This window comes from Ruminococcus sp. AF17-22AC, from assembly GCF_003460065.1.
GTDB lineage: Bacteria > Bacillota > Clostridia > Lachnospirales > Lachnospiraceae > Blautia_A.
This window is the reverse complement of sequence record NZ_QRXT01000011.1, coordinates 1-12702: the sequence shown is the minus strand read 5'-3', so window position 1 is coordinate 12702 and position 12702 is coordinate 1. Positions and strand designations below refer to the sequence as shown.

General features: G+C 44.7%; 12 protein-coding genes and 1 pseudogene. 11 read left to right on the top strand and 2 right to left on the bottom strand.

The annotated features are described in order from the left end of the window. Nucleotides 1–8: 8 nt before the first annotated feature. From DWW86_RS13595 to eno, 7 genes are all read left to right on the top strand, one after another. On the top strand, nt 9–1985 hold the full coding sequence (locus DWW86_RS13595; protein WP_072522137.1) for a hybrid sensor histidine kinase/response regulator: 1977 nt from the start codon (nt 9–11) through the stop codon (nt 1983–1985). A gap of 65 nt (nt 1986–2050) precedes the next feature. Next, nucleotides 2051–2548, top strand: a complete 498-nt coding sequence (locus DWW86_RS13590; protein ID WP_072522136.1) for an RNA polymerase sigma factor — start codon at nt 2051–2053, stop codon at nt 2546–2548. Further along, entirely contained in the window at nt 2532–3260 is a 729-nt protein-coding gene (locus DWW86_RS13585) for an anti-sigma factor family protein (RefSeq protein WP_072522135.1), read from the top strand. The genes DWW86_RS13590 and DWW86_RS13585 overlap by 17 nt, the downstream gene beginning before the upstream one ends. Nucleotides 3261–3318: 58 nt before the next feature. Continuing rightward, nucleotides 3319–4143, top strand: a complete 825-nt coding sequence (locus tag DWW86_RS13580) for a TrmH family RNA methyltransferase (protein ID WP_072522134.1) — start codon at nt 3319–3321, stop codon at nt 4141–4143. 181 nt (nt 4144–4324) lie between these two features. Beyond that, the gene (locus DWW86_RS13575; RefSeq protein ID WP_072522133.1) at nt 4325–5626 is read left to right on the top strand and encodes an MATE family efflux transporter; all 1302 of its coding nucleotides are present in this window, start codon (nt 4325–4327) and stop codon (nt 5624–5626) included. Beyond that, on the top strand, nt 5613–6542 hold the full coding sequence (locus tag DWW86_RS13570) for an AEC family transporter (protein ID WP_072522132.1): 930 nt from the start codon (nt 5613–5615) through the stop codon (nt 6540–6542). The genes DWW86_RS13575 and DWW86_RS13570 overlap by 14 nt, the downstream gene beginning before the upstream one ends. A 317-nt stretch (nt 6543–6859) precedes the next feature. Continuing rightward, nucleotides 6860–8161 (top strand): phosphopyruvate hydratase, encoded by a 1302-nt coding sequence (gene eno, locus DWW86_RS13565; RefSeq protein ID WP_117943685.1) that lies wholly within the window; start codon nt 6860–6862, stop codon nt 8159–8161. Nucleotides 8162–8189: 28 nt separating this feature from the next. Here the strand turns inward: eno and DWW86_RS13560 are convergent, their stop codons facing one another. Both DWW86_RS13560 and DWW86_RS13555 read right to left on the bottom strand, forming a co-directional pair. After that, complete coding sequence (locus DWW86_RS13560) at nt 8190–8603, bottom strand: SGNH/GDSL hydrolase family protein (RefSeq protein ID WP_330392827.1); 414 nt, start codon at nt 8601–8603, stop codon at nt 8190–8192. 315 nt (nt 8604–8918) lie between these two features. Further along, nucleotides 8919–9503, bottom strand: a complete 585-nt coding sequence (locus DWW86_RS13555; RefSeq protein ID WP_072522131.1) for a manganese efflux pump MntP — start codon at nt 9501–9503, stop codon at nt 8919–8921. Between the two features lie 374 nt (nt 9504–9877). Here DWW86_RS13555 and DWW86_RS13550 point away from each other — a divergent pair, with 374 nt between their 5' ends. From DWW86_RS13550 to DWW86_RS13540, 4 genes and pseudogenes are all read left to right on the top strand, one after another. Next, the gene (locus tag DWW86_RS13550; protein ID WP_072522130.1) at nt 9878–10660 is read left to right on the top strand and encodes a ZIP family metal transporter; all 783 of its coding nucleotides are present in this window, start codon (nt 9878–9880) and stop codon (nt 10658–10660) included. Nucleotides 10661–11021: 361 nt separating this feature from the next. Further along, nucleotides 11022–11156, top strand: coding sequence for a carbon starvation CstA family protein (locus tag DWW86_RS17595; protein WP_330392826.1), 135 nt, complete (start codon nt 11022–11024; stop codon nt 11154–11156). A 29-nt stretch (nt 11157–11185) separates the two neighbouring features. Then, nucleotides 11186–12271 (top strand): carbon starvation CstA family protein, encoded by a 1086-nt coding sequence (locus DWW86_RS13545; RefSeq protein WP_353652718.1) that lies wholly within the window; start codon nt 11186–11188, stop codon nt 12269–12271. Nucleotides 12272–12413: 142 nt separating this feature from the next. Continuing rightward, nucleotides 12414–12702, top strand: a pseudogene (locus DWW86_RS13540) (S8 family peptidase); the annotation flags it as partial.

Sequence of the window (12702 nt, the reverse complement as noted above, 5' to 3'; positions counted from 1 at the left end):
GGCTGTTTATGGAGCAGCGGGAAGAGGTAAATATAAAAGCAATTCTGCGTGCATCCCGAATGGGAATGTGGCGTGTGGAAATGGAAGAAGGAAAGCCACCGAGATTTTATGCGGATGAAGTGATGGATGAACTGCTTGGAATCGACAGAGAGATCACACCGGAAGAGAGATTTGTCTTTCATCGTTCGCGTATACATCCGGAAGACGTGCGGCTGTTTCAGGAGTATTCAGATAAGCTTACAGAGGCAAGGACGGAAATCGTTTATCGTTATATTCATCCGGTATCCGGAGAGAGGTTTGTACGTTGCGGTGGTGCGAGAGACACATCGGTGACAGAATACGTGGCTGTCACCGGGATACATCAGGATATTTCTGAGACAGTACGTATTGAAAAAGAAAAAGAGGCGGAGCGACGCCTGGCAGAACTGAATGATTCTCTGCGCAAAGAAAAACTGCGTCAGGATATTTATTATAAAGAATTGCTTGATATAGAAAACTGCGGTGTCCTTGCATATACAATGCCGGGACACAAGGTCATACATATGAATGCAGAGGCGCTGAGAATGTATGGGATTGAGAGTGTCGAAGCTGCACAGAGGGAGCTCGGGCCGCTTCTGAGGCAGGTTTATTATCCGGATTCGGAGGTGCTCAATCAACTGAAAAAGCTTCGAAATGAAGATGATATGGTGGATTATGAGTGCATTATCGGTAAGGGTAAGGCAAACGAATGTCATGCACTTGCCAAAACGAAAGTTGTCCACATTCCGACGGGTGAGAGGGCAGTACTTACTACGTTTGTGGATGTGTCTGATATGGTGATGCTCAAAAATGCCCTTCACCGTGCGGAGGAGGGAAGCCGTGCGAAATCGTCTTTTCTGTTTGCAATGTCCCATGATCTGCGTACACCAATGAATGCGATCATTGGTTATGCGGAGCTGATGGAAGCACACTGGGGCGAAAAAGAAGTAACAACAAACTATCTGCAAAAGCTGAAAGGCGCAAGCCAGTTTTTGCTTGCGCTGATCGGCAATGTGCTTGAGATCGCACGTATTGAAAGTGGTAAAGAAACACTGAATGAAGCACCGTGGAATCTGATGAAGCTTGAGGAGACACTGGACATCCTTCTTGACGGAGAGATTTCACGTAAGCAGCTGACTGTAAACAGAAATGTAAATATTCGGCATGCAAACGTATACTGCGATGCCCTGAAAATCCGAGAGATCATTATGAACCTTTTGAGTAACGCAGTGAAATATACATCGGAGGGTGGCAAGATAGTTCTTGATATTGAAGAAAAACCGTCAGCTCTGGATGGTTTTATGACTTTGCAAATCCGTGTGTCAGACAATGGCATCGGTATCAGCAAAGAATATGTACCATATATTTTTGATGCATTTACGCGTGAGCGGAGCTCCTCTGAGAGCGGCATTATTGGAACAGGTCTGGGACTTCGTATCGTGAAATCATTTGTAGATCTTATGAATGGCGACATTTCTGTAAAAAGTGAACCCGGGAAAGGTACCTGTTTTACTGTCGAAATTTCATGCAGAAAGATACCGGAGGAAGAATTACAGCAGCAGATGGAAGAACAGCCGGAAAATGTATCGCTGGCAGGAAGAAGGCTTCTTCTGGCAGAAGATAATGGATTGAATGCGGAAATCGCCATGACGATCCTTCAGGATGCAGATGCGGAGGTAGAGCTTGCTGCGGATGGGAAGATTGCGGTTGATAAGCTGCAAGATGTGCCGGCTGGTTATTATGATGCGATTTTGATGGATATTCAGATGCCGAATATGAATGGTTATGAGGCAACGAAAGCAATCCGGAAACTGACAGATGAACGGGCGAAGATTCCGATCATTGCCATGACAGCCAATGCTTTTGAAGAAGACCGTCAAGCAGCACTAGCCGCTGGAATGGATGATTACGTTGCGAAACCGGTTGAAATTTCAGAGCTGTTCCGAACGATTATGAAAAATCTGTAACGTTTTTATCTCATATATCGTCATATATGTGAAGGAGGACAAGAGTACAAAGAGAGGAGAAACAAATGCTGAATATTCAGGAAGTATACGAAAAATACTTCACAGTCGTATACCGCTATCTGCTCTCGCTTTCACACAATACCCACATTGCAGAGGAACTTACACAGGAAACATTCTTCAAAGCACTGAAAAAAGTCGACGATTTCAGAGGGGAATGTGACCTTCGGATATGGCTCTGCCAGATCTCCAAAAACACATATTATGACTATCTGAAAAAGAACAAAAAATACGTACCGGAAGCGCAGAATGAGTTGTCAGAAGATGTATTTTCTACGGATTTTATTCAGGATTTTTCGGACAAAGAAACGGCATTTCGTGTCCACAAAGTTCTGCATAAACTTTCGGAACCGTACAAAGAAGTCTTTTCCCTCCGGGTATTTGGAGAACTGTCATTTAGTGATATATCAGATCTGTTTGGCAAAAGTGAAAGCTGGGCGAGAGTTACTTATCACCGTGCTTGCAAAAAAATCAGGGAGGAATTAGACGATGAAGATCACCTGTAATATTATTGAAGATCTGCTTCCGCTTTATATTGATGATATGGTCAGTGAGGACAGCAGACAGCTTGTAGAAGAACATCTGAAAGAGTGTGCAGCCTGCCGCAAAATGCTGGATGAGATGAAAAAGGAGAATCAGTTGCGGACTGTTTCAGAAAATGCAGAGAGGAATTCAGACCACCGTACTGAGATTGCACCATTAAAAAAAATCCGCAGACGTATCCGTCGGAAACGTATTATTTCCATTATTTTAGCAGCAGTACTTGTGCTGCTTGCGAGTGGAATCGGGCATTACTGGTATTATGACAAAAAGACTTATATATCCTGGGAAGATGCCGGAATGACCTTAAGGGATGGAAAAATTTACAGCAAAATTGATCCGGACGGACATAAGACAGCTATCTTATCCGTAGACCAGAAAAACATGTTTTACATGCTTTCCGAGACGGCATGGATACGTAAAAATTACCCATCTGCACAGGATGCAGAGAATTTAATGTTTGATCTTGATGAGTTTCAGAAGGCACATGACCGCCTGCCGGATACAGCCACTGATGAAACTTCATTGCCGACCGGTATCGAAAATGTTTATTATGTAGATCCGGAAAATATAAAAGAGGCATTTGCTCTCTGGGATTATCAGGATGAGCCGGACAAAGCGCAGCAAAAAGAACAGGAGCTTGCAGCAAAGTGTCACCTGATCTGGAGCGCTGAATGAACTGCGATTTTGCTGAAAAACTAAAAGTAAAAGTTAGGGAATTTTAAAGGAGAGCATCGTGAACAACATCATAGAAATCAATGATTTTAATGCACCGGAGCTGGATATTTATGCAAGGACTTCAGAGGTACAGCTCCGGCGGTATAACGAACCGTTTCCGGGACTTTTTGTTGCAGAAAGCCCGAAGGTGATTGAGCGTGCGTGTAGCGCAGGCTATGAACCGGTTTCATTTCTGGTCGAGCATAAGGATATTGAGGGCGAGGCGAAAGAACTTCTGGCACGTTTTTCGCAGACCCCTGTATATACAGCAGAATATGAAATCCTTGTAAAACTGACCGGTTATGCTCTGACTAGAGGACTGCTCTGCGTCATGAAACGCCGCACCCTTCCGACTGTCGAGGAAATCTGCCAGAATACCAGACGCATAGCAATTTTGGAAAATGTCGTAAATCCAACTAATATCGGTGCGATTTTTCGCTCCGCGGCAGCACTCCACATGGATGCAATCCTTCTGACCGGCGGCTGCAGCGATCCGCTTTACCGCCGTGCTTCCCGTGTGAGCATGGGCACGGTTTTTCAGATTCCGTGGACTTATTTTGATAAAAAAACTTTCTGGCTGGATACAGGCATGCAGACTCTTCGCGTACTCGGCTTTAAGACCGTGGCAATGGCACTGCGGGATGATTCTTTCAGTATTGACGATCCGCAGCTTCATGCAGAAGAAAAACTTGCCATCGTCCTCGGCACAGAAGGGGATGGCCTGGCATCCGACACAATCGCAGACTGCGATTATACCGTGAAAATTCCGATGTCTCATGGTGTTGATTCTCTCAATGTAGCTGCTGCAAGTGCAGTTGCCTTCTGGGAGCTTGGAAGGAAATAAGAATCATTTCGTAACTGTTCAGTATCCTCACAGTTACGAGTCAAAATGCATTCCAAAACGCCTCGCGGAATACTCTCTACTGAATAGTATAAGTTATTCCCCGGGACTTCTTGTTTTTTATCAGAATCTTCTTTATAATGGAAAAGCTAATAAAATTGAAAGAAGATAAAGGAATTTATAAATGTTAAAACGATTTTCCAAATATGTATTTCAGAGTGTTGCGGGTATGATCGGTGTTTCCGTCTATGTTCTGGCAGACACCTTTTTTATTTCCGTCTATGCCGGGGCGGATGGTCTGGCGGTTCTCAACCTGATTCTCCCGGTATATGGTCTTATCTATGCAATTGGTTCGATGATCGGTATCGGCTCCGCGACCCGATATGGCATCAGCAAAGCAAAGGGTGAAAGAGCAGATTATTACTTTACACAGGCAATTGCCTGGAGCGTCCTGATCAGCATCCCGTTTGTCCTGCTCGGAATTTTTATTCCCGATAAATGTCTGGCACTGCTCGGCGCGGATGCCGGACTTGTTGCACTCGGCAAGACCTATCTGCGTATCATCCTCATAGGAACACCGTTTTTTATGTCGAATTATTCCGTCACGGCATTTGCCCGAAATGACAATGCGACATCAATTGCAATGGCCGGCTCTCTTGCCGGAAGTGTCTGGAATATCGTTTTTGACTATATTTTTATTTTTCCGGCAGGTCTTGGATTTTCCGGAGCGGCACTTGCAACAGCGTTCTGTCCGATCGTTACGATGTCCGTCTGCATGCTGCATTATTTTGGAAAAAACTGTCACATCGGATTCAAATGGAAGAAAATGTCTGTCCGACATCTGATCTCATGCTGTCAGCTCGGTGTATCCGCGTTCGTGGGAGAAATTTCTTCCGCCGTGATCGCATTTGTGTTTAATATGCTGATCCTTGGACTTGCAGGCAGCGTTGGTGTGGCCGCTTATGGAATCGTAGCGAATCTTTCCATTGTCGGAATGTGCATTTTCAATGGCCTTGCACAGGGCGCGCAGCCGCTGATCAGTGAAAGCTTCGGCAGGGGAGAAAGTGAGCATGTCAGAAAATATCTTCGCTGGGGCATGAACAGCACGATTACGATAGAAATCGTAATGATTGCTCTGATCTGGCTGTTTACAGATCCGCTCGTTGCGATCTTTAACAGCGAAAATAATGTCATGCTGCTGCAATACGCACATACCGGCCTGCAGCTGTATTTCCTCGGGTTTCTGTTTGCCGGAGTAAATATCATGCTTGTCGCGTATTTCTCTGCAACAGCGAATGCGCGTCCGGCGATCATCGGTTCTCTGATGCGTGGAGTAATCGCCATTGTACTCTGTGCGATCGTACTTTCCAGAATACTTGGAATGAACGGAGTCTGGCTGTCTTTCCTTGCTTCTGAGATGCTCACGTTTGTCGTGATCCTGATCCTTTCCAGAAAGAAAGAGAGTGTGTCCAATGACTACATTTGAGATATTGCTTCAGCAGATCGGACTGTTTGTAATCTATATTCTGGCGGGTGTGATACTTGTCAGAACAAAGGTACTCAACAGAGAAACACTGGAGCCCATTTCAAAATTTGTGATCAAAATGGCATTGCCGGTCATGATCTTTATCAATATCATCGATGGTGTAAACAAAGAAATTCTGACCGGTTCCTGGTCAATCCTGCTGATCGCGGCGGGATTTTATGCCGTGATGTTCCTGGTCAGCTTCGGCATGATGAAATTTTTTCATCTGTCCGAAGACCGCGCCGGAATTTGTCAGGCGATGATGCTGTTCGGAAATATCGGATTCATGGCAGTCCCGGTGATTTCCAGTGTTTTTCCGGGAAATGGGATTCTGTACGTTTCTGTATTTATGGTTTTTGATCAGCTTATGCTCTGGACGCTGGGTGTGAAGCTCACAACACCAACCAGAAGCGGCGGTTTTGAACTGAAAAAGCTGATCAATCCGGCAACAGTGGCAATCCTGATCGGGATGCTCCTGATGCTGACGGGTGTGCGGATTCCGGCACTTCTCGATACCGGGCTTCAAAAAATCGGTGCCACAGCATCTCCTCTGGCGATGATCTACATAGGCGGTATTTTTGCGGAGCTTCCGCTGAAAAAATATCTGAAAGAGCTTTCGCTGTATGGAATTGTGCTTGTGCGCATGCTGCTTGCACCGCTCCTGATGTTCTTTGTTCTCGGATTTTTTCCGGTCAGTGCGGAGATACGACTTGCAATGGCACTGATTACCGGAATGCCGACGATGACTGCGGTTGTGATGATGGCGAACGCGTCAGGAATGGATGGAGAATATGCACTAGGGGGCGTTTTTATCACGACGCTCTGTGGAATCGTAACTTTGCCGTGCATCTGCTGGCTGCTGCAATATGCGATATAAGAACAGATTACAAGAAGGATACCCATTTTTTCATAGTATTTCTGAGAGAATGTCGGTGTCCTTTTTTGTGTGATAGCCACTTAAAGTTTGTCGGATTTTGGGATGGATTCAGGGAGTTTGAAGTGGATTTGTCTGCTCTGTTATTGAAGTATATTCTCAATTATATTGATACAAAAATCTTGCATGGCTAATGAAATTAGTCTATACTAACTAAAAGAGTTAGATTGATAAAACTCGTGTATAAATGAATCAAGCGGGTGTCGGTATCGACCAGGAACCGGCGTCCGGACTGAAAAGCAGCAGAAAGGGGAATGGTCATGTACCTTGAAATTGAAAAAGTAACAGGAAGAGAAATTCTGGATTCCAGAGGAAATCCGACAGTCGAAGCAGAAGTTTATCTGCTGGACGGAACTGTAGGCAGAGGAACCGCACCGAGCGGCGCATCTACCGGTGAGTTCGAAGCTCTGGAACTCCGTGATGGAGATAAAGCACGCTATCTTGGCAAAGGTGTGCAGAAGGCAGTTGAAAACATCAACACTGTGATCAATGAAGCAATCGAAGGACTGGATGCAAGTGATATTTACGCAGTTGATGCAGCGATGATCGCAGCAGACGGAACAAAAGACAAATCAAAACTTGGAGCAAACGCAATTCTTGCCGTATCTATCGCATGCTGCAGAGCAGCCGCAACCGCACTTGAGATCCCGCTGTATCGTTTCCTTGGCGGAGTGTCCGGCAACCGTCTTCCGGTACCGATGATGAACATTGTCAACGGCGGATGCCATGCGCTGTCATCCGGACTGGACGTGCAGGAATTTATGATCATGCCGGTCGGTGCACCTTCTTTTAAAGAATGCTTAAGATGGTGTGCCGAAGTTTTCCATGCACTGGCATCCATCCTGAAAGAGCGCGGACTTGCCACATCCGTTGGTGATGAAGGTGGCTTTGCACCGGCATTGAAATCGGATGAGGAAGCGATCGAGACAATTCTCGAGGCAGTAAAGAAAGCAGGATACGAACCAGGCAAAGATTTCAAGATCGCGATGGACGCAGCTTCCTCCGAATGGAAGAGCGAAAAAGGCAAAGGCTATTATAAACTTCCGAAGGCCGGAACAGAATATACATCTGAAGAGCTGATCGAGCACTGGGCAAAACTCTGCGACAAATATCCGATCATTTCCATCGAAGACGGTCTGGATGAAGAAGACTGGGAAGGCTGGAAGAAGCTTACCGCAAGACTTGGCGACAAAGTACAGCTTGTCGGCGATGACCTGTTTGTAACAAATACCGAAAGACTTTCAAAGGGAATCGAACTTGGTGCAGGTAATGCAATTCTGATCAAGCTCAACCAGATCGGTTCCGTATCTGAGACACTGGAAGCAATCAAGATGGCACACAAAGCAGGATACACTGCAATTTCTTCACATCGTTCTGGTGAAACAGCCGATACCACGATCGCTGACCTTGCAGTTGCACTCAATACCTGCCAGATCAAGACCGGTGCGCCGAGCCGTTCCGAGCGAGTTGCCAAATACAATCAGCTTCTCCGCATCGAAGAAGAACTTGGCGCAAGCGCAGTATATCCTGGAATGAAAGCATTCAACGTAAAACAGGATTAAAAAAGGAGGAGCTGCCGTTGGCAGCTCCTCAGATTACGTTCGAGAGTCCTTTCTGAAGGGCGATGATTTTATCATAGATTGCGTCCGCCATTGCCGCATGTCCTTTTTCGTCCAGATGCTCTCTGTCAGTAATACTTGGCAGGGCATAATCTGCGGCATTCAGGAAAGCCGCATGATTCTGGAGTGCAACCTTGCGGTATTCAGCGGCAAGATTTCTGGAAACAACCTCAGAATTTTCGTCAAATTCCGGATCGAAGTCGGGTTCGCCGACACCATGTCCGAGATGGATCGGGGAGATCACCAGCAGGTCAAAATGCTGCGAGGCATTCAGGCGTGCTTTGCGGATTACCTGATCAAGACCTTTGGATATCAGGCTGGCAGATGCGCGATAGTGACTTTTGCAGTCATTGGTACCGAGCATGAAAGATGGTCGTTCTTCCACAAAGTCCTTCTTCTATAATATGATATTCGGGCCCGAGTTTCTGCTGCAAAAGGCCGGTCCATCTTGTATTCTCATCAAAACGGCCTTTTCGGTCTGGTCTGTATCCCCAGGTGTTTGAATCGCCAAAGCATAAGATATTCATGAGATCACACTGCTTAACTGAATAAATCATACAAACATACCAAATAAATATGTTAGTATAATAAACACTTTATATCGAAATGTCAAGTAGCTGTGACTGAAATGAACAAATGAAATTACGAAAACGAAGAGATTATTGTATTAAATAATCTGACCGGTGGAAAATCGTGTTTATCAGAAAGTCAGGATTCCGAGATGCTCCAGGAGAATTTTCAGTCCCAGAAGAACCAGAATCAGGCCGCCGATAAATTCCGCCTTACTTTTGTACCTGCCTCCAAAAAAGTTTCCAACGATCACACCGATGATAGAGAGAACCATAGTGGTGATTCCGATAATTGTGATCGCCTCAATAATTGGAGTGTTCAGGAAGGCAAATGTGATTCCGACTGCAAGTGCATCGATACTGGTGGCAACAGCCAGAACGAACATGTTTTTGTGGTCGATCGGTGCATCCATAACCTCAACGGTTTCTTCTTCATTCCATTCACGGACAGCTTCGACCATCATCTTGCCACCGATGAAGCCAAGCAGAATAAAAGCGATCCAGTGGTCAATACTGGTGATATATTGCTGGAACTGACTGCCAAGAAGCCAGCCGATAAGCGGCATGAGCGCCTGAAATCCGCCGAAATAAAGACCGATGATCAGAGCCTGCTTTTTATTGAGTTTTCTCATTCCGAGTCCCTTACAGACAGAGACTGCAAAGGCGTCCATGGAAAGCCCAACACCTAATAAAAATAATTCAACAAACAGTGCCATAATAAAATCTCCTTTTCTTTTGGGTAAGAAAGTATCTGAATACACAAAAAGACCCACGTATGCCATGAATAAATACAGATTAGAATCTGTACATAAAACATGACATACATGAGTCTCATTCATTAAGATTTGCCAGGTACAGGTACCAGTATGTTGACAAATCACACGTTCGTGCAAATTACTCCCTCACGTAACTTAATTGCTCCAACTATAACAAATGCAGAATGGCTTGTCAATATTTTTTATCATTAAAGGATAAGCAATTGCGTAAGATATATAAAATTGTTATACTGTTCATAAATGAAGTTAGAATAAACTAACACAGAGCAAATAGTGTCACTGTGCATAAGATATTATAAATATGGAGGATATATATGGATATGAATATGTTCTACGGAATATTGATTCCGTTCGTTGGGACATCGGCCGGTGCAGCCTGCGTCTTTTTTATGAAAAAGGATCTGAACCAGTGGGTGCAGAGGTGCCTGACAGGTTTTGCAGCAGGTGTTATGGTAGCTGCATCTGTGTGGAGTCTTCTGATTCCGGCAATCGAGCAGGCCGGGGGAATGGGAAAATTATCGTTTATTCCTGCGGCAGCCGGATTCTGGGCGGGTGTGCTTTTTTTGCTTCTTCTGGATCATATTATTCCGCACCTGCATCAACAAACTGATAAAGCAGAGGGACCGAAGAGTAATCTGCAGAGAACAACCATGCTGGTTCTTGCTGTAACGCTGCACAACATTCCGGAGGGAATGGCAGTTGGTGTTGTCTATGCGGGGTATCTGACCGGAAATGCACACATCACATTGATGGGCGCGCTTGCATTGTCGCTTGGAATCGCAATCCAGAATTTCCCGGAGGGCGCAATTATCTCCCTGCCGCTTCGTTCTGAGGGAATGGGTAAGATGAAGGCTTTTGCGGGAGGTGTTTTGTCTGGAATCGTGGAACCGGTCGGCGCAGTACTGACAATCATGGCCGCGGGACTGATCGTGCCGGCACTGCCGTATCTCTTAAGTTTTGCGGCGGGGGCGATGATCTATGTGGTGGTAGAGGAACTGATTCCGGAGATGTCCGCCGGAGAACACTCGAATATCGGTACCATTTTCTTTGCAGTTGGATTTTCGCTGATGATGATCCTGGATGTGGCACTGGGGTGAAAGCAGATGCTGAACAGATGCCTAGATACATACAATGTGAACAAAAAGGCATGGATAAAATTGTGGAATATATTTAAAAATGAGGTTGATGTTTTTGGAAAAAAGGAGTAAAACACTAGATAAATAAAAAAGAGAAATGCATAGATCAGGACAGATCACAAAAGGAAACCGGATTACAGAGAGCCGCAGTTGCTGAGAAGCGGCAGAAAGTATTTTGTGATAAATATGATAATACAAAGTGGTGCCACGGAAGATTCCGCCTTTGTTATCCGAAAGGATAGCAGAGGCGTTTTTTTGTGGAACAGGAGATACCTGTGAAGCAAATATAAATTATTACATAAGAAAGAAGAGGGCAGAGATTATGAGTGGAATCTTAATGATGGTAATAGCCATTGTAGTGCTCGGTGGAGCATATCTTCTGTATGGCCGTTATCTCCAAAACAAATGGGGCATTGTCCCAAAAGCTAAAACTCCGGCATATGAAATGGAAGAGTAGCAGCAAACGGAGCTGTTGCAACAACTTCCATGCTGTTCATCCTGGAAGCAGTTGCACTTGGATTTTTCCTTAAATATACAAAGTTTAATAAATGGATCAATACAGCAGTTGCAATTGTATTACTTGTAGTTGCAATCGTACTCGGACTTAATTTCCCGATGTATGTAAGCCTTGATACATGGCATATCATCATTTTTGCATACATTCTGGTAGCCAGTGTCGCTCCGGTATGGGCTTTGCTTCAGCCACGTGATTATCTGAACAGCTATCTGCTGATTTTTATGATCGTCGGTGCGGTCATCGGTGTATTTGTAGCAAATCCTTCATGCAACCTCAAAGCATTTACAAGCTTTAACGTAGACGGACAGTATATGTTCCCAATCCTGTTTGTAACAATCGCATGTGGTGCAGTTTCCGGTTTCCATTCACTGGTATCTTCCGGTACCGCATCCAAACAGATCAAAAATGAAAAGAATATGCTTCCTGTTTCATTCGGTGCCATGCTTATGGAAAGCATGCTTGCCGTTATCGCACTGATTGCAGTTGCATCTTTTGCCAACGGAGAGGCAGCAGCACAGGGACTTACAACACAGCCACAGATTTTTGCAGGAGCTATCGCAAACTTCCTTTCTGTAGTAGGTCTGCCGCATTCACTTGTATTTACACTGATCAACCTTGCAGTATCAGCATTTGCACTGACATCTCTTGACTCTGTAGCCAGAGTAGGACGTCTGTCATTTCAGGAATTTTTCCTTGATTCCGATACAGATGAGAAAAACATGAGTCCGTTCTTAAAAGTAGTAACAAACAAATACTTTGCAACAATCATCACTCTGGTACTTGCACTTGTAGCCTGCGCCGTATTCTTAAAGAAAACAAAACGTCAGGGCTGCATGCTCTGGATCCCGATGGTATTCATGATGGCTGTTACCTTTACAGCACTTGGCATGACCATCACAAAACTTACCAAAGCACTTGTAACAACAGGTCTTGATTTTGGAAATACTCTGCAGCTTGTTTTTGCGGTATTACTGCTGATCCTTGGTGTACTGGTTGCAATTCAGGGCGTTAAGAAACTGTTTGAAAAAACAGATGACAAAAAAGCAACAGCATAAAGAAGTTTTACAACTCCTTTGTAGATGTAGAAGATATCGCCGAAAAATCCAATGATCAGACCCACGCAACCACCAGAGCAAAGAACAACATTATGAGACATTGTGTATTATATAAGTAAATATTTAAGTGAATGGATCAGTTATGCCGGATCAGAAAATAGATAACCTTTTGAATCTTGCGATGGATGCGACATCAGAGGAACGTGCAAAATCCGAAAATTTGAATGTCGGATATGATTCATCGGAAAGATTATGGGATGTGATCGTGAAGTACAGTGGTCCGGAGAGCGGACTTGGCGGTGAGGGAATTCAGATGGTGCCACTGCTGGGAGGTTATGCAGTAGTGACTTTACCGGAGTCGGAAATCAAGGTGTATTCTGCCCGGGAGCAGATTGAATTTATTGAAAAACCTAAACGACTGTATTTTGAAA

Coding starts and splice junctions, on each gene's coding strand:
- DWW86_RS13595 (WP_072522137.1), top strand. CDS start 9: ATGGAGCAGCGGGAAGAGGTAAATATAAAAGCAATTCTGCGTGCATCC.
- DWW86_RS13590 (WP_072522136.1), top strand. CDS start 2,051: ATGCTGAATATTCAGGAAGTATACGAAAAATACTTCACAGTCGTATAC.
- DWW86_RS13585 (WP_072522135.1), top strand. CDS start 2,532: ATGAAGATCACCTGTAATATTATTGAAGATCTGCTTCCGCTTTATATT.
- DWW86_RS13575 (WP_072522133.1), top strand. CDS start 4,325: ATGTTAAAACGATTTTCCAAATATGTATTTCAGAGTGTTGCGGGTATG.
- DWW86_RS13570 (WP_072522132.1), top strand. CDS start 5,613: ATGACTACATTTGAGATATTGCTTCAGCAGATCGGACTGTTTGTAATC.
- eno (WP_117943685.1), top strand. CDS start 6,860: ATGTACCTTGAAATTGAAAAAGTAACAGGAAGAGAAATTCTGGATTCC.
- DWW86_RS13555 (WP_072522131.1), bottom strand. CDS start 9,503: ATGGCACTGTTTGTTGAATTATTTTTATTAGGTGTTGGGCTTTCCATG.
- DWW86_RS13550 (WP_072522130.1), top strand. CDS start 9,878: ATGGATATGAATATGTTCTACGGAATATTGATTCCGTTCGTTGGGACA.
- DWW86_RS17595 (WP_330392826.1), top strand. CDS start 11,022: ATGAGTGGAATCTTAATGATGGTAATAGCCATTGTAGTGCTCGGTGGA.
- DWW86_RS13545 (WP_353652718.1), top strand. CDS start 11,186: ATGCTGTTCATCCTGGAAGCAGTTGCACTTGGATTTTTCCTTAAATAT.